The 18,639-nt window shown below is 60.9% G+C and carries 15 protein-coding genes; 1 reads left to right on the top strand and 14 read right to left on the bottom strand.

Annotated elements, in window-relative coordinates; translation table 11 throughout:
• Nucleotides 1-95 precede the first annotated feature (95 nt).
• The 14 genes from nuoF to QMK47_RS18395 form a co-directional block, all read right to left on the bottom strand.
• Nucleotides 96-1,451: an NADH-quinone oxidoreductase subunit NuoF gene (gene nuoF, locus QMK47_RS18460; RefSeq protein ID WP_003203373.1), complete on the bottom strand. Its 1,356-nt coding sequence runs from the start codon at nucleotides 1,449-1,451 to the stop codon at nucleotides 96-98.
• Nucleotides 1,448-1,945: an NADH-quinone oxidoreductase subunit NuoE gene (nuoE, locus tag QMK47_RS18455; RefSeq protein ID WP_214512769.1), complete on the bottom strand. Its 498-nt coding sequence runs from the start codon at nucleotides 1,943-1,945 to the stop codon at nucleotides 1,448-1,450. Before nuoE ends, nuoF begins: the two co-directional genes overlap by 4 nt.
• A gap of 2 nt (nucleotides 1,946-1,947) precedes the next feature.
• A complete protein-coding gene (nuoC, locus tag QMK47_RS18450; protein WP_214512768.1) occupies nucleotides 1,948-3,732 on the bottom strand; it encodes an NADH-quinone oxidoreductase subunit C/D in 1,785 nt (594 codons plus the stop codon).
• A gap of 73 nt (nucleotides 3,733-3,805) precedes the next feature.
• Nucleotides 3,806-4,480 carry a NuoB/complex I 20 kDa subunit family protein gene (locus tag QMK47_RS18445; protein WP_013693708.1) on the bottom strand — a complete coding sequence of 225 codons (675 nt, stop codon included), beginning with the start codon at nucleotides 4,478-4,480 and terminating at the stop codon, nucleotides 3,806-3,808.
• A 10-nt stretch (nucleotides 4,481-4,490) separates the two neighbouring features.
• Nucleotides 4,491-4,904: an NADH-quinone oxidoreductase subunit A gene (locus QMK47_RS18440; protein ID WP_003203367.1), complete on the bottom strand. Its 414-nt coding sequence runs from the start codon at nucleotides 4,902-4,904 to the stop codon at nucleotides 4,491-4,493.
• Nucleotides 4,905-5,665: 761 nt separating this feature from the next.
• Entirely contained in the window at nucleotides 5,666-6,991 is a 1,326-nt protein-coding gene (aceA, locus tag QMK47_RS18435) for an isocitrate lyase (RefSeq protein WP_053123202.1), read from the bottom strand.
• A 455-nt stretch (nucleotides 6,992-7,446) separates the two neighbouring features.
• Nucleotides 7,447-8,208 carry a secretin N-terminal domain-containing protein gene (locus QMK47_RS18430; protein ID WP_320389003.1) on the bottom strand — a complete coding sequence of 254 codons (762 nt, stop codon included), beginning with the start codon at nucleotides 8,206-8,208 and terminating at the stop codon, nucleotides 7,447-7,449.
• A gap of 257 nt (nucleotides 8,209-8,465) precedes the next feature.
• The gene (locus QMK47_RS18425; protein ID WP_214512765.1) at nucleotides 8,466-8,891 is read right to left on the bottom strand and encodes a GNAT family N-acetyltransferase; all 426 of its coding nucleotides are present in this window, start codon (nucleotides 8,889-8,891) and stop codon (nucleotides 8,466-8,468) included.
• The gene (locus QMK47_RS18420; RefSeq protein ID WP_003203358.1) at nucleotides 8,884-10,050 is read right to left on the bottom strand and encodes a cupin domain-containing protein; all 1,167 of its coding nucleotides are present in this window, start codon (nucleotides 10,048-10,050) and stop codon (nucleotides 8,884-8,886) included. Before QMK47_RS18420 ends, QMK47_RS18425 begins: the two co-directional genes overlap by 8 nt.
• An 84-nt stretch (nucleotides 10,051-10,134) precedes the next feature.
• Entirely contained in the window at nucleotides 10,135-11,505 is a 1,371-nt protein-coding gene (purB, locus tag QMK47_RS18415) for an adenylosuccinate lyase (RefSeq protein WP_320389001.1), read from the bottom strand.
• Between the two features lie 322 nt (nucleotides 11,506-11,827).
• On the bottom strand, nucleotides 11,828-12,451 hold the full coding sequence (hflD, locus tag QMK47_RS18410; RefSeq protein WP_214512763.1) for a high frequency lysogenization protein HflD: 624 nt from the start codon (nucleotides 12,449-12,451) through the stop codon (nucleotides 11,828-11,830).
• Nucleotides 12,448-13,572 (bottom strand): tRNA 2-thiouridine(34) synthase MnmA, encoded by a 1,125-nt coding sequence (gene mnmA, locus QMK47_RS18405; protein WP_057450008.1) that lies wholly within the window; start codon nucleotides 13,570-13,572, stop codon nucleotides 12,448-12,450. Before mnmA ends, hflD begins: the two co-directional genes overlap by 4 nt.
• Nucleotides 13,573-13,631: 59 nt before the next feature.
• Nucleotides 13,632-14,078, bottom strand: coding sequence for an NUDIX hydrolase (locus QMK47_RS18400; RefSeq protein ID WP_258688761.1), 447 nt, complete (start codon nucleotides 14,076-14,078; stop codon nucleotides 13,632-13,634).
• 568 nt (nucleotides 14,079-14,646) lie between these two features.
• Nucleotides 14,647-16,872: an NADP-dependent isocitrate dehydrogenase gene (locus QMK47_RS18395; RefSeq protein ID WP_253476215.1), complete on the bottom strand. Its 2,226-nt coding sequence runs from the start codon at nucleotides 16,870-16,872 to the stop codon at nucleotides 14,647-14,649.
• 482 nt (nucleotides 16,873-17,354) lie between these two features.
• On the opposite strand from QMK47_RS18395, the gene icd reads away from it, so the two are divergent.
• Entirely contained in the window at nucleotides 17,355-18,611 is a 1,257-nt protein-coding gene (icd, locus tag QMK47_RS18390; protein ID WP_018609234.1) for an NADP-dependent isocitrate dehydrogenase, read from the top strand.
• The last annotated feature ends 28 nt before the right edge of the window (nucleotides 18,612-18,639 follow it).

Raw genomic sequence — 18,639 nt, 5'->3', positions numbered from 1 at the left:
ATGGAATCTTGTTATTCGCGTGAATCAACACAGCCGTTTACGGCGTCATCACACGAGAAGACGAAGGGCACGGACCCTTCGCCTTTTTTAAGCGTTTACGCGCCGACTACGATCGGCTTTGCCAGAGGCGGGACGACGGCGCTGGTGGGCGCGATGCCGGCTTCGAACTCTGGACGGAAGTATTTGATCGCGCTGCCCAACGGCTCCACGGCACCCGGTGCGTGAGCACAGAAGGTCTTGCCTGGGCCGAGGAAACCCACCAGACCCAACAGGGTCTCGATGTCGCCGGCCTGGCCTTCGCCGTTTTCAAGGGCCCGCAGCAGCTTGACGCTCCACGGCAGGCCATCGCGGCAAGGGGTGCAGAAACCGCACGACTCACGGGAGAAGAACTCTTCCATGTTGCGCAGCAGCGACACCATGTTGACGCTGTCGTCCACCGCCATCGCCAGGCCGGTACCCATGCGGGTGCCGACCTTGGCGATGCCGCCGGCGTACATTTGGGCGTCCAGGTGTTCCGGCAACAGGAACCCGGTACCGGCGCCGCCAGGCTGCCAGCACTTGAGCTTGTAGCCGTCGCGCATGCCGCCGGCGTAGTCTTCGAACAGTTCGCGGCCGGTGACGCCGAACGGCAGTTCCCACAGGCCAGGGTTCTTGACCTTGCCGGAGAAGCCCATGAGCTTGGTGCCCATGTCTTCGCTGCCGTCACGGGCCAGGGATTTGTACCAGTCCACGCCGTCGGCGATGATCGCCGGCACGTTGCACAGGGTCTCGACGTTGTTCACGCAGGTCGGCTTGCCCCACACGCCTACGGCGGCAGGGAAGGGCGGCTTGGAACGTGGGTTGGCGCGACGGCCTTCCAGGGAGTTGATCAGTGCGGTTTCTTCACCGCAGATGTAGCGCCCGGCACCGGTGTGGACGAACAGCTCGAAATCAAAACCGCTGCCCAGGATGTTCTTGCCCAGCAGGCCTGCGGCCTTGGCTTCTTCCACGGCACGGTTCAGGTGCTTGGCGGCGGTGGTGTACTCGCCACGCAGGAAGATATAGCCACGGTAGGTTTTCAGCGCGCGGGCGCTGATCAGCATGCCTTCGATCAGCAGATGGGGCAGTTGCTCCATCAACATGCGGTCCTTCCAGGTGTTGGGCTCCATTTCATCCGCGTTGCACAGCAGGTAGCGGATGTTGATGGATTCGTCCTTGGGCATCAGGCCCCACTTCACACCCGTGGGGAAACCCGCGCCGCCACGGCCCTTGAGGCCGGAGTCTTTCACGGTCTGGACGATGTCGTCCTGGGCCATGTCGCTGAACGCCTTGCGCGCGGCGGCGTAGCCGTTCTTGGCCTGGTATTCGTCCAGCCATACCGCTTCGCCGTCGTCACGCAGACGCCAGGTCAGGGGATGGGTTTCGGCCGAACGCTGGATGCGGTTGGCGGGCCCGAAGGAAGTCAGGGTCATACGTAGCCCTCCAGCAATTTGGCGACGCCGTCAGGCGTAACGTCACCGAAGGTGTCGTCGTCGATCATCAGCGCCGGTGCCTTGTCGCAGTTACCCAGGCAGCACACCGGCAGCAGGGTGAAGCGACCGTCGGCGGTGGTCTGGCCCAGGCCGATGCCCAGCTTGCCCTGGATCTCGCTGACCACCGATTCGTGGCCACCGATGTAGCAGACCATGCTGTCGCAGACACGAATGATGTGACGGCCCACTGGCTGGCGGAAAATCTGGCTGTAGAAGGTGGCCACGCCTTCGACGTCGCTGGCCGGGATGCCGAGGATCTCGCCGATGGCGTAGAGCGCGCCGTCAGGCACCCAGCCACGTTCCTTCTGGACGATTTTCAGGGCTTCGATCGACGCCGCGCGCGGGTCTTCGTAGTGATGCAGCTCGTGCTCGATGGCCGAGCGCTCGGTTTCGCTCAGGGCGAAACGGTCAGTCTGGATAAGCGTGCTGTTCATGCTTAGCGGTCCACGTCGGCCATAACGAAATCGATACTACCCAGGTACGCAATCATGTCCGCGACCATGCTGCCTTTGATCACCGAAGGGATCTGTTGCAGGTGTGGGAAGCTTGGGGTGCGAATCCGGGTGCGGTAGCTCATGGTGCCGCCGTCGCTCGTCAGGTAATAACTGTTGATGCCCTTGGTCGCTTCGATCATCTGGAAGGACTCGTTGGCCGGCATGACCGGGCCCCACGAAACCTGCAGGAAGTGCGTGATCAGGGTTTCGATGTGTTGCAGCGTGCGCTCTTTTGGCGGCGGCGTGGTCAGCGGGTGATCCGCCTTGTACGGGCCTTCCGGCATGTTGCGCATGCATTGGTCGATGATCTTGATGCTCTGGCGCATTTCCTCGACGCGAACCATGCAGCGGTCGTAGGCATCGCCATTGGCCGCCAGCGGTACTTCGAATTCGAAGTTTTCGTAGCCGGAGTAAGGGCGCGCCTTGCGCAGGTCGAAGTCGCAACCGGTGGAACGCAGGCCGGCACCGGTGACGCCCCATTCCAGGGCCTCTTTGGTGTTGTAGGCAGCGACCCCGATGGTACGACCCTTGAGGATGCTGTTCTGCAGGGCGGCCTTGGTGTATTCGTCCAGGCGCTTGGGCATCCACTCGACGAAGTCCTTGACCAGCTTTTCCCAGCCGCGTGGCAGGTCGTGGGCAACACCACCGATGCGGTACCAGGCCGGGTGCAGGCGGAAACCGGTGATGGCTTCGATCACCGTGTAGGCCTTCTGGCGGTCGGTGAAGGTGAAGAACACCGGCGTCATGGCCCCCACGTCCTGGATATAGGTACCCAGGAACAGCAGGTGGCTGGTGATACGGAAGAACTCGGCCATCATGATGCGGATGACGTCGACCTTCTCCGGTACCTTGATCCCGGCGAGTTTCTCGACCGAAAGCACGTACGGCAGGTTGTTCATCACGCCGCCGAGGTAGTCGATGCGGTCGGTGTACGGGATGAAGCTGTGCCAGGACTGGCGCTCGGCCATTTTCTCGGCGCCACGGTGGTGGTAGCCGATGTCAGGCACGCAGTCGACGATCTCTTCGCCGTCCAGTTGCAGGATGATACGGAACGCACCGTGGGCCGAAGGGTGGTTCGGGCCGAGGTTGAGGAACATGTAGTCCTCGTTGGCGCCCGAACGCTTCATGCCCCAGTCTTCAGGCTTGAAGCGCGCGGCTTCTTCCTCGAGCTGTTGCTTGGCCAGGGACAGGCTGAACGGGTCGAACTCGGTGGCACGGGCCGGGAAGTCCTTGCGCAGCGGGTGACCTTCCCAGGTCGGCGGCATCATGATGCGCGACAGGTGAGGGTGGCCGGGGAAATCGATCCCGAACATGTCCCACACTTCACGTTCGTACCAGTTGGCGTTCGGCCAGATACCGGTCACGGTCGGCACGCTAAGGTCGCTCTCGGACAAGGCGACCTTGATCATTACGTCACTATTACGCTCGATCGACATCAGGTGATAGAACACGGTGAAGTCGACGCCGTCGGGCAGCCCTTGACGCTTGGTGCGCAGGCGCTCGTCCACGCCGTGCAGGTCATAGAGCATGACGTACGGCTTGGGCAGGTTGCGCAGGAACGTCAGGACTTCGACGAGTTTGGCGCGGGCAACCCAAAGCACCGGCATGCCGGTGCGGGTCGGCTGGGCGGTGAACGCCTCGGGGCCAAAACGGTTGTTCAGTTCGACGACCACATCCTGGTCGTCTGCCTTGTAAGGCGGGATGTACAGAGCACTGCCTGTAGTCATGGTTATTTATCGCTTTCGGTCAACGTAAAGAATGAAGCCAGGTTCTCGTTTCTTGTAGAGGAACAGAGCTGGATCAGACTTCGTCGGGGCTGCGCAGGTTGGTGACTGCGATACGCTGTTCGCGGCGCTGTTCCTTTTGCGATGGCATGTCGGCGCGATAGACGCCTTGATCGCCAACGACCCAGGACAGTGGGCGACGCTCCTGGCCAATCGACTCCTGCAACAGCATCAGGCCTTGCAGGAAAGCTTCAGGGCGAGGCGGGCAGCCGGGCACGTAGACGTCCACGGGCAGGAACTTGTCCACCCCTTGAACGACGGAGTAGATGTCGTACATGCCACCGGAGTTGGCGCACGAACCCATGGAGATAACCCACTTCGGCTCGAGCATTTGCTCGTAGAGACGCTGGATGATCGGCGCCATCTTGATGAAGCAGGTACCGGCGATAACCATGAAATCCGCCTGGCGTGGCGATGCCCTGATCACCTCGGCGCCAAAGCGCGCGATGTCGTGGGGCGCCGTGAAGGCGGTGGTCATTTCCACGTAGCAGCACGAAAGACCGAAGTTGTACGGCCACAGGGAGTTCTTGCGACCCCAGTTGACCGTGCTGTTCAGCACGTCTTCGAGCTTGCCCATGAAGATGTTTTTGTGGACTTGATCTTCTAACGGATCGGCGACGGTTTCCCGTTCGCCAATCGGATACTGCTCGTTAGGAGCATCGGGGTCGATCCTGGTGAGATTGTATTGCATTGCCAAAGCCTCATTGTTTCAGCTTCGCTTGCCGCTTGCGCCGAGCTTCCGGAGCCCAATCAAGCGCCCCCACTCGGTAAAGGTAGACAAGACCTGCCAACAGAATTGCTATGAAAACGAGAGCTTCGACGAATCCGGTCCAGCCGCTTTCGCGGACGGACACAGACCATGCAAAGAGAAAGAGGGCTTCGATATCGAAGATCACGAAGAGCATCGCGACCAGATAGAATTTGGCTGAGAGCCGCAAGCGGGCGCCACCGGTAGGTAGCATGCCGGACTCGAACGGTTCATTTTTGCTGCGGCCCCAGGCTTTTGACCCAAGCAGGCTCGATACACCGAGCATGAAAGCACACAGGCCAACAACGCCCAGAAGGAAAATGGCAAAGCCCCAATTGTGGGCCATGAGTCCTGTCGCTTCGGACATGCTGGAAATCCTTAACAGAGAGCAAAGGTCTCTGAGCTTGAATGAAATAACGCAGTGACGATATGTCGCAGCAATCAATCGCGGTGATTTTATGGCTAAACACCGGGCAAGTAAAATTCCTATAGCGAAATTATTTATTGGAATAAGGACATAGCGCACCTCCAGGACCCTGCGGCCCAGGCCTGGTGGGCGTTGGCCGGCTATTCATCAATAATATTTCGTGCGGAATGTAACAATGATAATGACTTCCAAATGATAATTATTATTATCTGTAGCGACCTTTCTGCGGTGCACTTAGTGTTGTGCCTGAAAGACTGTCTTACATCGCCGCTACTGTAATTGTCAGCGCCGCACGTTTTACTCCTTTTCGGACTGCCCAATACTGCGTTCGATCAATTTTTCTAGCCGGGCGCCGAAGTTTTGTGGGGGGAGGGGGCTGTGAGGGTGGGATCTGCGTGGGGGACTGCTCCTGTGGGAGCCAGGCTTGCTCGCGATGCCGGCAACGCGGTCCCGAGGCAGACAGCGTAATCGTTCATCGCGGGCGAGCCTGACTCCCACAGATGCAGGCTTGCTCTTACAGCGTAGGTTGCTTCAAAAAAAACGCGTGAAAAAACCAGGCTCGTCAGATCAATTCGCTTCAAGGTGTGAAAAACGGAGCGGGAAAAGCCGGCAAAAAAAAGCCCCGAACCAGTCGGGGCGTCAGATCATCGGCTTTGCGGTTAGCTTTTACTCGGTCCGCAAGGGCCGTTTTACGGCGTGTATCAGTGGAACTGTTCTTCTTCGGTGGAACCGGTCAGTGCGGTCACCGACGAAGTGCCGCCCTGGATCACGGTGGTCATGTCGTCGAAGTAGCCGGTGCCCACTTCCTGCTGGTGAGCCACGAAGGTGTAGCCCTTGGCGGCGTCAGCGAACTCTTGCTCTTGCAGCTTCACGTAGGCGGTCATGTCGTTGCGGGCGTAGTCGTGCGCCAGGTTGAACATGCTGTGCCACATGTTGTGAATGCCGGCCAGGGTGATGAACTGGTGCTTGTAGCCCATGGCGGACAGTTCGCGTTGGAACTTGGCGATGGTCGCGTCGTCCAGGTTTTTCTTCCAGTTGAAGGAAGGCGAGCAGTTGTACGACAGCAGTTGGTCCGGGTATTCCTTCTTGATCGCTTCGGCGAAGCGACGAGCCTCGTCCAGGTCCGGCTTGGCGGTTTCGCACCAGATCAGGTCGGCGTACGGCGCGTAGGCCAGGCCACGGGCGATGGCCTGGTCGAGACCGGCGCGCACCTTGTAGAAGCCTTCCTGGGTGCGAGTGCCAGTCACGAACGGTTGGTCGTACGGGTCGCAGTCGGAGGTCAGCAGGTCAGCGGCGTTGGCGTCGGTACGGGCCAGGATGATGGTCGGTACACCGGCAACGTCGGCAGCCAGGCGGGCAGCGGTAAGCTTCTGCACGGCTTCCTGGGTTGGAACCAGCACCTTGCCGCCCATGTGGCCGCATTTCTTCACCGAAGCCAATTGGTCTTCGAAGTGAACGCCGGCGGCGCCTGCCTCGATCATGCTCTTCATCAGCTCGTAGGCGTTCAGGACGCCACCGAAACCGGCTTCAGCGTCAGCCACGATCGGCGCGAAGTAGTCGATGTAGCCTTCGTCGCCCGGGTTCTTGCCGGCTTTCCACTGGATCTGGTCGGCGCGACGGAACGAGTTGTTGATGCGCTTGACCACGGTTGGAACCGAATCCACCGGGTACAGCGACTGGTCGGGGTACATCGACTCGGCGGAGTTGTTGTCCGCGGCCACTTGCCAGCCCGACAGGTAGATCGCCTGGATGCCGGCCTTGACTTGCTGCACAGCCTGGCCGCCGGTCAGGGCACCCATGCAGTTGACGAAATCTTTCTCGGGACGGAAGGCTGGCTTGGCGCCCTGGGTCACCAGGTTCCAAAGCTTCTCGGCGCCCAGTTTCGCAAAGGTGTGCTCAGGTTGAACCGAGCCACGCAGACGGACGACGTCAGCAGCGGAATAATTGCGCTTCACGCCTTTCCAGCGCGGGTTTTCAGCCCAGTCTTTTTCAAGGGCTGCAATTTGCTGTTCGCGTGTCAGTGCCATGGAGATAAACCTCGTCGCATAGGTCTTGGTGGAAAATTCCTTGCTCCTGCCGACCAGGGATTGGCGTACAAGTCGGTTCAGGCGGGGAGGCGACGGGATGAACGATGGGCTCGAGGGGAAGTGAGCAGGTAGGGGCGAACTGCGGGCGCATTCGGGCGTCGTGGGCCTCCATACGAACTCAGAGTGATGCCGGGTTACCTAGTTACGCTTCCGTCCCTCGGGACAACTTCGTTCCAGTCGCAACCTCGTCAAACACACCTTGTGGGCGGTACAGACACGAATCGGCTCGCAGGGTAGTTGCAAGCGTCGACCCGAAGGCCCTTGCCAGGGCCCCTGATTAGCGGGAGCGAGGCCATCATGCCTTCGGTTTTTTGGCTCGTCAAACGTTTTGTAGTGCTTTTTTTGTGGCACTACATCTTTGGTCTAATACGACTCATCAGTCAGTTTTTGGTGCTTCAGTTCAGGGTGTCGACCTTGACCCGCAAAATCATGTCGTCGCGGCCCTGGGTAGAGTAGCTGCGGGTCAGGCCCTGCTTGTCGGCTTGAGTCTGGCGATTGACGCCGGCCAGGGTGATCCATTCGCCCAGGCGGCCACTGACGGTTGTGTCGGTACTCTGAATGTTCACTACATCGGGACGTTCCTGGCTCATGCGGTCACGGTTGGTACTGATGCTGAGATGAACGGTCTCGCCGGTGACGCTCGCCGTGACATAAAAACCCTGGGTGACGTTGCGGTATTCGGTCTGGCTTTGCAGGCGGCCGTAGTTGTCGGTCTGGCTGCTGGTGAAGGGCACGCTCTGGCCGACCTGGATCAGCGCCGGCTGGCCTTCGCTGGCTTGCACCTGCTGCACGCCGCCGTCACGGCTGGCGGTGCTGCGGTTGATGATGCGGGTCTGGCTGGGCGCGGCACCGTTGATCGAGTAACCCTGGTCGCCCTGCAGGTTGTTTTCGTTGGTGTCGACCGTGATCAGCAGGCGCTTGGGCGCGGTGTCCAATTGCGCGAGGAATTGCCGGAGTTCTTCGATTTTGCCGGGCTCGGCGTTGACGATCAGTTGGTTGCCGTAGGCGCTGACCTGGCCGTCCTTGCCGATGAAATTCTGCGCCACCGGCAGCAGGTCGGCGCTGGTGCGGTAGTTCAGCGGCACGACTTGCGTATCGGCCATGGCTGACAGGCTGCTACCAAGCAGCAAGAGGGTCAGCAGGGTGCGTAGAAGCATGTCCATTTCTCCATGAGACAAAGGCCTGATATTGCCAGTTTGTCGGCCCCGGGTGGCGCAAGTTGAATGTTAGACGGCAAAACGCCCCGGCATCGGTGGATGGCGGGGCGTTTTGGGCGTTGCATGATGCTTTTGTGGCGAGGGAGCTTGCTCCCGCTGGGTCGCGAAGCGAACCCCAAAAAGCGGGGGCCGCTGCGCAGCCCAGCGGGAGCAAGCTCCCTCGCCACAGGGTATTGTGTTGCTGCTTCCAGCGGTGTTCAGGCCGAGCGCCGCACCATGTCCACATGAGGAATCCCGGCTTCCAGGAACTCCTCGCTGACCACCGCAAACCCCAGCCGCTCATAGAACGGCGTGGCATGCACCTGGGCGCTGAGCATCTGTTGCTGGAGCCCACGTTTCTCGGCTTCGGCGATCACGGCGTGCATCAGCGCATCGCCCACCTTCAGGCCACGCCAGTCCTTGAGGACCGAGACACGGCCGATATGGCCGTCGGTCAACAGGCGGGCGGTGCCGATGGGAAAGTCGCCTTCAAACGCCAGGAAATGCACCGCGCTCTGGTCGTCGGCATCCCATTCCAGTTCAGGCGGAACGGATTGCTCGGCAATGAACACGGCCTCACGAATGCGCCGGATCTCGGCGTTATCCTTTTGCCAGTCTGCGACACGAACGTGAATTTTATTCATCGGCGAACCCCAGGCTGCCTTGCTTGACCAGCTCGCAGACCAGGCCGCGACCGTCTTCGTCGGCCAGCCACGGACCGAGGTTCTCGATGTGCAGGGCGTCGGCGGCGCAGATCATTTTCAGCAGTTCGCGCAGCTTGCCCGGCAGGTAACGGCTCTGGCCGCTGGCGAACAGCAGCAGGTCGTCATCGACTTCCGACCAGGCCAGGCGCGCGCTCGGGTTGCGAATGATCACGGCGCCTTGTTCCAGGCTGGCCAGCAGGTCGTCTTCTTCCAGTTCCGGGCCCACCACCAGTTCCGGGTAGCGCGGCTCGGTCATGAACTGGCCGAACCAGGTCAGCAGCAGGCGCTCGTCGCTCATGTGCTCGGCCAGCAAGCCCTTGAGGCGGTCGAGGGCGTCCTGCTGGATCTGGTGCGGGTCGGCTACAGGGCGTGCGTCGGCGTCGGTGTAGCGTTCTTCGTCCGGCAGGAACTGGCTGAGGAAGTCGGTGAAGTGGGTCAGCACTTCAGCGGCGCTCGGCGCACGGAAACCCACCGAGTAGGTCATGCAGTCATCCACGGCCACGCCACAGTGCGCCAGGCGCGGCGGCAGGTAGAGCATGTCGCCCGGTTCCAGGGTCCACTCATCGGTGGCTTCGAATTCGGCAAGGATGCGCAGGTCGGCGTGCTGCAGCAACGGGCTTTCGGAGTCGCACATCTGGCCGATTTTCCAGTTGCGCTGGCCATGGCCCTGCAGCAGGAACACGTCGTAGTTATCGAAATGCGGACCCACGCTGCCACCGGGTGCAGCGAAGCTGATCATCACGTCGTCGATGCGCCAGCTCGGCAGGAAACGGAAGTTCTCCAGCAGCTCGCTGACTTCCGGTACGAACTGATCGACCGCCTGTACCAGCAGGGTCCACTCGCGCTCTGGCAGCTTGCTGAATTCGTCTTCGGCGAACGGGCCGCGGCGCAATTCCCAGGGGCGCTCGCCGTGCTCGATCACCAGGCGCGATTCGACTTCTTCTTCCAGGGCCAGGCCGGCCAGTTCGTCGGCATCGATCGGGCTTTGGAAGTCAGGAATCGCCTGACGGATCAGCAGGGGTTTTTTCTGCCAGTAGTCGCGCAGGAACTCCCTTGCCGTGATGCCGCCCAGGAGTTGCAGAGGAATGTCAGGATTCATGTGTAACCTATTGAAAAAATATACTTTTCAGACGCGAATAAAAACGCCCGGCGCGGCCGGGCGTCTCAAGGGTAAAGCCGTGGATCAGATGCGCTTGGCTTGTGCCGCTGCGTTGCCGATGTAGCTGGCTGGCGTGAGCTTTTTCAGCTCGGTGCGGGCCGCGGCAGGCATGTCCAGGCCATCGATGAAAGTCTGCAACGCTTCAGGGCTGATGCCCTTGCCACGGGTCAGCTCTTTCAGCTTTTCATACGGGTTTTCGATGTTGTAGCGACGCATCACGGTCTGGATCGGCTCGGCCAGGACTTCCCAGCAGGCGTCCAGGTCGGCGGCGATCTTCTGCTCGTTCAGTTCCAGCTTGCTGATGCCCTTGAGGCTGGCTTCGTAGGCAATGACGCTGTGGGCAAAACCCACGCCCAGGTTGCGCAGCACGGTGGAGTCGGTCAGGTCGCGCTGCCAGCGGGAGATCGGCAGTTTGCTCGCCAGGTGCTGGAACAGTGCGTTGGCGATGCCCAGGTTGCCTTCGGAGTTTTCGAAGTCGATCGGGTTGACCTTGTGCGGCATGGTCGAGGAGCCGATTTCGCCAGCGATGGTGCGCTGCTTGAAGTAACCCAGGGAAATGTAGCCCCAGATGTCACGGTCGAAGTCGATCAGGATGGTGTTGAAGCGCGCGATCGCATCGAACAGCTCGGCGATGTAGTCATGCGGTTCGATCTGGGTGGTGTAGGGGTTGAAGCTCAGGCCCAGCTCGTCTTCGATGAAGGCGCGGGCGTTGGCTTCCCAGTCGATGTCCGGGTAGGCCGACAGGTGGGCGTTGTAGTTGCCCACGGCGCCGTTGATCTTGCCCAGCAGCGGCACGGCGGCTACCTGGGCGATCTGGCGCTCCAGGCGGTAGACCACGTTCGCCAGCTCCTTGCCCAGGGTGGTCGGCGAAGCCGGTTGGCCGTGGGTGCGCGACAGCATCGGCACGTCGGCGAAGCGGATCGCCAGCTCGCGGATGGCCTGGGCGGTCTGGCGCATCAGGGGCAGCATTACCTCATCACGGCCTTCGCGCAGCATCAGGGCGTGGGACAGGTTGTTGATGTCCTCGCTGGTGCAGGCAAAGTGGATGAACTCGCTGACATTGGCCAGTTCCGGCAGCTTGGCCGCCTGCTCCTTGAGCAGGTATTCGATGGCCTTGACGTCGTGGTTGGTGGTGCGCTCGATCTCTTTGACGCGCTCGGCGTGCTCCAGCGCGAAGTTGTCCGCCAGGGTGTTGAGCACCGCGTTGGCTTCGGCGGAGAACGCCGGGACTTCAGGGATGGCAGGGTGGGCGGCCAGGCGCTGGAGCCAGCGCACTTCAACCAGGACGCGGGCACGGATCAGGCCGTACTCGCTGAAAATCGGGCGCAGGGCCTGGGTTTTGCCGGCGTAGCGGCCGTCTACAGGGGAAACCGCAGTGAGCGAAGAGAGCTGCATGGGGTGTTCTCGGACAGTCGGGCAACGAAATGGGGCGCGTATCATACATGAAAACAATCGCCGGTCCGTCGCCAACTGACCGGCGTGTTACGCGTAACGAGATAAAACTTTTAATACCTGTGGCGAGGGAGCTTGCTCCCGCTGGGCCTGTAGGAGCTGTGTAGGAGCTGTCGAGTGCAACGAGGCTGCGATCTTTCCCCAGACGCTTGAATCTCAAGTGAAAGATCAAAAGATCAAAAGATCGCAGCCTCGCTTCGCTCGACAGCTCCTACAGGCCCAGTGGGGGTAAGCTCCCTTGCTACAAAAAAACGGTCGAGGCGACTTATTCGTTGCGCATCAACGGGTAAAGCTCTTTAAGCAATTTGCGCCGGCTGATCACCAGTTGCCAGCGATGGCCGCCCAACTGCCGCCACAGCCGTGCCGAACGAATCCCGGCCAGCAACAGGGCGCGGATCTTCGAGGCATTGCTCGGTTGCTGCAGGTTGCGCATGTCGCCATGCACCTGGATGCGCTGGCGCAAGGTGCTCAGGGTGTCCTGGTACAGCGCGCCGCAAGCCGCGACGACGTTTTCGTGGGACGGGCCGAAGTGCTCGACCTGGGACTGGATCTGCGGCAAGCGTTTGCCGATGGTCTCCAGCAGGTCGTCGCGCTTGGCCAGCTGGCGCTCAAGGCCCAGCATCGACAGGGCGTAGCGCAGCGGTTCGCGTTGCAGGGCGCTGGGATCGCGCTCCAGGGCGCCGATCAGCGCACGATAGCCTTCGCGCAGGTTCAAGTCGTCGCCGCCGTAGACTTCCAGGGTGTCCTTGGGGTCGCGAACCAGCAGGCTGCCGAGCATGCAGGCCACGCCCGCTTCGGTGGCCTGGCCGGTCTTGGCGATCCTGTCCACCAGCACGGCGGCGAGAAATACGCCGCCCAATGCCGTCAGTTGTTCCTGGATGGGGTTCATGCCTTGCTGCTCCAGGGTTCTGCGACTTCGATCACGCCGCCGCCCAGGCATATTTCGCCGTCATAGAACACCACGGACTGGCCGGGCGTGACCGCCCGCTGCGGGTCATCGAAGGTGGCACGGTAGCCCGTGGCGGTTTTTTCCAGGGTGCAGGGCTGGTCGCTCTGGCGGTAGCGAACCTTGGCCGTCAGGCGACGAGGTTCGCTGAGGTCGATCGGGTTGACCCAATAGATGTCGGAGGCGAGCAGGGCGCGGGAAAACAACCATGGGTGGTCGTTGCCCTGGCCGACGATCAGCTCGTTGTGCTCCAGGTCCTTGACCAGCACGTACCACGGCTCTTCCCCGGCGTCTTTCAGGCCGCCGATGCCCAGGCCCTGGCGCTGGCCGATGGTGTGGTACATCAGGCCATGGTGACGGCCGATGACTTCGCCTTCGGTCGTCTTGATCTCGCCCGGTTGGGCTGGCAGGTATTGCTTGAGGAAGTCGCTGAAACGGCGCTCACCGATAAAGCAGATCCCGGTGGAGTCTTTTTTCTTGGCGGTGGCGAGCTGGTGTTTCTCGGCGATCGCGCGCACTTCGGGCTTTTCCAGTTCGCCGACCGGGAACAGGGTCTTGGCGATCTGCTCGCCGCCGACGGCGTGCAGGAAGTAGCTCTGGTCCTTGTTCGGGTCCAGGCCCTTGAGCAGTTCGGTGCGGCCGTCGATGTCGCGGCGGCGCACGTAGTGACCGGTGGCGATCAGGTCGGCGCCGAGCATCATGGCGTAGTCGAGGAACGCCTTGAACTTGATTTCGCGGTTGCAGAGGATGTCCGGGTTCGGCGTGCGACCGGCCTTGTATTCGGCCAGGAAGTGCTCGAACACGTTGTCCCAGTACTCGGCGGCGAAGTTGGCGGTGTGCAGCTTGATGCCGATCTTGTCGCACACGGCCTGGGCGTCCGCCAGGTCGTCCATGGCGGTGCAGTATTCGGTGCCGTCGTCTTCTTCCCAGTTCTTCATGAACAGGCCTTCCACCTCATAACCCTGCTCGATCAGCAGAAGGGCGGAAACGGAGGAGTCCACGCCGCCGGACATGCCGACAATGACGCGCTTCTTGGATGTGTCAGAAGGAGCTGGATCACGCATAGGAGTTCAATGAGTGTCTTGAAAAAGGACGCGATTCTATCAGGCCCGGGCGCACAAGGCTAAAGAGAAGGACGGATCAGCGTCAGACTGTGGCAGTGGCCGGCCAGATAATCGTCGATGCAGCGGATGATCAGCTCGCTGCGCCAGTGCTCGCGCTGTTCTAGCAGTTCGTCGCGGGTCAGCCATTTGGCGCCGAGGATGCCGTCGTCCAGTTGATACTCGGGGTGGTGTTTCAGGGCCTTGGCGGCGAAACAGACGCGCTGGTAGGTCACGCCGTTGCTCGGGGCGGTGTAGAGGTAGATGCCGGTGACGCTGGTGGGTTCGACGTCCCAGCCGGTTTCTTCGAGGGTTTCGCGTACGGCGGCTTCGATCAGGGTTTCGTTGGGGTCCAGGTGGCCGGCGGGTTGGTTGAGTACTGCGCGTCCGGCCTTGGATTCTTCCACCATCAGGAAGCGGCCGTTGTCTTCGACGATGGTGGCGACGGTGATGTGGGGTTGCCAGTTCATGAGGTTCTTCTATTTCTCAGGTTGGGGTGTGGGGTTTGCAGTTGGCTGGGGTTTTGTTGATTGAGTACATATCCGTTGCTGCGGTCAGGGCTGCCTATGGTTCCGCTCTTACAGCGGGTCACTTTTGGAAGAGCGCCAAAAGTAACCAAAAGCGCTTTGCCCCACCACTCGGTGCCTCGCTTAGGCTCGGCATGCTCGAACGCAGGCATTGCTCCGTGGGCCCACTGCGCAATACCTGCGTTCGGCCATCGTGGTTAACGGGGCGCCCCAGATCAAGATCAAGAGCGAGGCGGCCTAACGGCCGGCCTGGCTCGCCCGGTCGTACACCTGTCAGATCTGTGGGAGCAAAGCTTGCTCGCGAGGCGGCCTGACAGCCGGCCTATCTCTCCGACCGTACCCCGATCTTATTGTGGGAGCGAGCTTGCTCGCGATAGCGGTGTGTCAGTCAATATTTGAATTGAATGATTAATTGCTATCGCGAGCAAGCTCGCTCCCACAGGGGTGGGGGCTAAATGCCAGAAACACAAACCCCGGCACAAGGCCGGGGTTCGTGGTACTGCCTACAACCTTACACCAGCGCAGCAATCGCCGCGTTGAAGGTGTTGCTCGGGCGCATGGCCTTGCTGGTCAGCTCCGGGTTGGCGAAGTAGTAACCGCCGATGTCCATGGGCTTGCCTTGCACGGCATTGAGTTCGGCAACGATTTTTTCTTCGTTGTCGGTCAATGTCTTGGCCAGGGAAGCGAACTGAGCCTTGAGGGCTGCGTCGTCGTCTTGAGCGGCCAGTGCCTGGGCCCAGAACAGGGTCAGGTAGAAGTGGCTGCCGCGGTTGTCGATGCCGCCGACCTTGCGCGAAGGCGACTTGTTGCGGTCCAGGAACTCACCGGTAGCCTGGTCCAGGGTCTTGGCCAGCACCAGGGCCTTCGGGTTGTTGTAGGTCACGCCCAGGTGCTCGAGGGACGCGGCCAGGGCCAGGAATTCGCCCAGGGAATCCCAGCGCAGGAAGTTCTCTTCCAGCAATTGCTGCACGTGTTTGGGGGCCGAGCCGCCAGCGCCGGTTTCGAACAGGCCGCCGCCGTTCATCAGCGGCACGATCGACAGCATTTTGGCGCTGGTGCCCAGCTCCATGATAGGGAACAGGTCGGTCAGGTAGTCGCGCAGTACGTTGCCGGTCACCGAGATGGTGTCCTTGCCTTCGCGGGTGCGGGCCAGGGTGAACTTCATCGCGTCGACCGGCGACATGATGCGGATGTCCAGGCCGGCAGTGTCGTAGTCCTTCAGGTAGGTCTGGACTTTCTCGATCACGACGCCGTCATGGGCGCGCATCGGGTCCAGCCAGAAGATCGCCGGGGTGCTGCTGGCGCGGGCGCGGTTGACGGCCAGTTTGACCCAGTCCTGGATCGGTGCGTCCTTGGTCTGGCACATGCGGAAGATGTCGCCAGCTTCGACGCTCTGCTCCAACAGGGTGCGGCCGTTGCTGTCCGAAACACGGACCACGCCGTCGACCTTGATCTGGAAGGTCTTGTCGTGGGAACCGTACTCTTCGGCTTTCTTGGCCATCAGGCCAACGTTCGGCACGCTGCCCATGGTGGTTGGGTCGAAGGCGCCGTGTTGCTTGCAGTCTTCGATCACCGCCTGGTAGATGGTGGCGTAGCAGCGATCCGGGATCACGGCCTTGGTGTCGTGCAGTTGGCCGTCGGTGCCCCACATCTTGCCGGAGTCACGGATCATGGCTGGCATCGAGGCGTCGACGATGACGTCGCTCGGCACGTGCAGGTTGGTGATGCCTTTGTCGGAGTTGACCATCGCCAGGGATGGGCGCGCTGCGTAGACCGCCTGGATGTCGGCTTCGATCTGCGCCTGCTGCTCGGCCGGCAGGGCCTTGATGCGGGCGTACAGGTCGCCGATGCCGTTGTTCAGGTTGAAGCCGATCTGCTCCAGCACTTGTGCGTGCTTGGCCAGGGCGTCTTTATAGAACTCGGCAACGATCTGGCCGAACATGATCGGGTCGGAGACCTTCATCATGGTGGCCTTGAGGTGAACCGACAGCAGGACGCCTTTTTGCTTGGCGTCTTCGATTTCAGCGGCGATGAAGTCGCGCAGGGCGTTTTTGCTCATCACGGCGCAGTCGAGGATCTCACCGGCTTGTACGGTGGTTTTTTCCTTCAGGACAGTGGCAGTGCCGTCCTGGGCGATCAGCTCGATTTTCACGCTGCCGGCGGCGTCGATCAGCGCGGCTTTTTCGCTGCCGTAGAAATCGCCGGTGCTCATGTGGGCCACGTGGGACTTGGAGTCGGCTGCCCAGGCGCCCATTTTGTGCGGGTGCTTGCGGGCGTAGTTCTTGACCGACAGCGGCGCGCGACGATCAGAGTTGCCTTCGCGCAGGACCGGGTTCACGGCGCTGCCCTTGATCTTGTCGTAGCGGGCGCGGGCGTCTTTCTCGGCGTCGCTGGCCACGGTTTCCGGGTAGTCCGGCAGTGCGTAGCCCTGGGCCTGCAATTCCTTGATCGCGGCCTGCAGTTGCGGTACCGAGGCGCTGATGTTCGGCAGCTTGATGATGTTGGCTTCAGGCGTAACGGCCAGGTCGCCCAGTTCGGCGAGGTGGTCGGCTACGGCTTTGTCACCCAGTTGCTCGGGGAAGCTGGCCAGGATGCGCCCTGCGAGGGAGATATCGCGGGTTTCCACGGCGATATCGGCCGAAGCGGTAAAGGCTTCGACGATCGGCAGCAGCGAATAGGTGGCGAGGGCGGGCGCTTCGTCGGTGAAGGTATAGATGATCTTCGAGCGGGTGGGCATATTCGGATTAACTCTCTTCTTTGCTAAAGCATGCGCAGAAACTCGAGGGGCGCCGGGTAAGCGCGTTCGTTCAAAGTCATCCGTGAACCGAATGTCGAGGTTTCTTCGCGGTGATGTTGGGTGCATCAGTCGAGCGTCAAGCGGTTGGGCCGCGGTAACGGTCCGGCTTCTAAATTGGCGGAAAGTCCTGTGATAGAGCGCTCAGCCAACGTGACCCTGTGGTCAGCGGCGGCATTATACATAGGTAGCTGGCAATCTGCCGATGGTTCATGGACTTCCGTACACGTCCATTGGTCTAAACGTCGCAGTACCCAAGGAGCGGGCTATGCTCATGTTTGGCGCTTTTCCCTTGGCTTTCAGGGTTGTACACCGCGAACTGCAACGCTTTACCCCGGATGAGCCTAACGTAGGGTTTGCGCGCCGATTCAAGTGGGGTACGCTCGAACGCAGCCAGATGTTCAATCCAAGCAATGGAGTTCAGCATGGGGTATCAAAAGATTCAGGTTCCAGCCGTCGGTGACAAAATCACCGTCAATGCAGACCATTCTCTTAATGTTCCCGACAACCCGATCATCCCCTTCATCGAAGGCGACGGCATTGGCGTCGATATCAGTCCGGTCATGATCAAGGTTGTGGACGCTGCGGTTCAGAAGGCCTATGGCGGCAAGCGCAAGATTTCCTGGATGGAAGTCTATGCTGGTGAGAAAGCGACTCAAGTCTACGACCAGGACACTTGGCTGCCCCAGGAAACCCTGGACGCGGTCAAGGATTACGTGGTTTCCATCAAGGGCCCACTGACCACGCCGGTGGGCGGTGGTATCCGTTCGCTGAACGTGGCCCTGCGCCAGCAGCTCGACCTGTACGTGTGCCTGCGTCCGGTGCGCTGGTTCGAAGGCGTGCCAAGCCCGGTCAAGAAGCCTGGCGACGTGGACATGACGATCTTCCGCGAGAACTCCGAGGACATCTACGCTGGCATCGAGTGGAAGGCCGGTTCGGCCGAAGCCACCAAGGTCATCAAGTTCCTGAAAGAAGAAATGGGCGTGACCAAGATCCGTTTCGACGAGGATTGCGGCATCGGCGTCAAGCCGGTTTCCAAGCAGGGCACCCAGCGCCTGGCTCGCAAGGCTTTGCAATATGTGGTCGACAACGACCGCGATTCGCTGACCATCGTGCATAAAGGCAACATCATGAAGTTCACCGAAGGTGCCTTCAAGGAATGGGCCTACGAAGTGGCAGCCGAGGAGTTCGGCGCGACCCTGCTCGACGGCGGGCCGTGGATGCAGTTCAAGAACCCGAAGACTGGCAAGAATGTCGTCGTCAAGGACGCCATCGCCGATGCGATGCTGCAGCAGATCCTGCTGCGTCCGGCTGAATATGACGTGATCGCCACCCTGAACCTGAACGGTGACTACCTGTCCGACGCCCTGGCGGCGGAAGTGGGCGGTATCGGTATTGCGCCGGGCGCCAACCTGTCCGACACCGTGGCAATGTTCGAAGCCACCCACGGTACCGCGCCCAAGTATGCCGGCAAGGACCAGGTCAACCCGGGCTCGCTGATCCTGTCGGCGGAAATGATGCTGCGTCACATGGGTTGGACCGAGGCGGCCGACCTGATCATCAAAGGCACCAATGGCGCGATTTCGGCCAAGACCGTGACCTATGACTTCGAACGTCTGATGGAGGGCGCCAAGCTGGTGTCGTCCTCGGGCTTCGGCGATGCCCTGATCTCGCACATGTAAGCGGATCGGCGCTCAGCGCGAATGCCCG

The sequence above is a fragment of the Pseudomonas sp. P9_35 genome, assembly GCF_034008205.1.
Classification (GTDB): Bacteria; Pseudomonadota; Gammaproteobacteria; order Pseudomonadales; family Pseudomonadaceae; genus Aquipseudomonas; species Aquipseudomonas kilonensis.
The sequence above is the reverse complement of the archived record's forward strand: the minus strand, read 5'-3'. Positions and strand labels throughout refer to the sequence as shown.

What these genes read in the sequence shown, in the direction of transcription:
- QMK47_RS18440 (WP_003203367.1), bottom strand. Translation starts at nt 4,904, where the DNA reads ATGTCCGAAGCGACAGGACTCATGGCCCACAATTGGGGCTTTGCCATT.
- QMK47_RS18425 (WP_214512765.1), bottom strand. Translation starts at nt 8,891, where the DNA reads ATGAATAAAATTCACGTTCGTGTCGCAGACTGGCAAAAGGATAACGCC.
- QMK47_RS18430 (WP_320389003.1), bottom strand. Translation starts at nt 8,208, where the DNA reads ATGCTTCTACGCACCCTGCTGACCCTCTTGCTGCTTGGTAGCAGCCTG.
- icd (WP_018609234.1), top strand. Translation starts at nt 17,355, where the DNA reads ATGGGGTATCAAAAGATTCAGGTTCCAGCCGTCGGTGACAAAATCACC.
- QMK47_RS18395 (WP_253476215.1), bottom strand. Translation starts at nt 16,872, where the DNA reads ATGCCCACCCGCTCGAAGATCATCTATACCTTCACCGACGAAGCGCCC.
- aceA (WP_053123202.1), bottom strand. Translation starts at nt 6,991, where the DNA reads ATGGCACTGACACGCGAACAGCAAATTGCAGCCCTTGAAAAAGACTGG.
- QMK47_RS18400 (WP_258688761.1), bottom strand. Translation starts at nt 14,078, where the DNA reads ATGAACTGGCAACCCCACATCACCGTCGCCACCATCGTCGAAGACAAC.
- purB (WP_320389001.1), bottom strand. Translation starts at nt 11,505, where the DNA reads ATGCAGCTCTCTTCGCTCACTGCGGTTTCCCCTGTAGACGGCCGCTAC.
- mnmA (WP_057450008.1), bottom strand. Translation starts at nt 13,572, where the DNA reads ATGCGTGATCCAGCTCCTTCTGACACATCCAAGAAGCGCGTCATTGTC.
- hflD (WP_214512763.1), bottom strand. Translation starts at nt 12,451, where the DNA reads ATGAACCCCATCCAGGAACAACTGACGGCATTGGGCGGCGTATTTCTC.
- QMK47_RS18420 (WP_003203358.1), bottom strand. Translation starts at nt 10,050, where the DNA reads ATGAATCCTGACATTCCTCTGCAACTCCTGGGCGGCATCACGGCAAGG.
- nuoF (WP_003203373.1), bottom strand. Translation starts at nt 1,451, where the DNA reads ATGACCCTGACTTCCTTCGGGCCCGCCAACCGCATCCAGCGTTCGGCC.
- QMK47_RS18445 (WP_013693708.1), bottom strand. Translation starts at nt 4,480, where the DNA reads ATGCAATACAATCTCACCAGGATCGACCCCGATGCTCCTAACGAGCAG.
- nuoE (WP_214512769.1), bottom strand. Translation starts at nt 1,945, where the DNA reads ATGAACAGCACGCTTATCCAGACTGACCGTTTCGCCCTGAGCGAAACC.
- nuoC (WP_214512768.1), bottom strand. Translation starts at nt 3,732, where the DNA reads ATGACTACAGGCAGTGCTCTGTACATCCCGCCTTACAAGGCAGACGAC.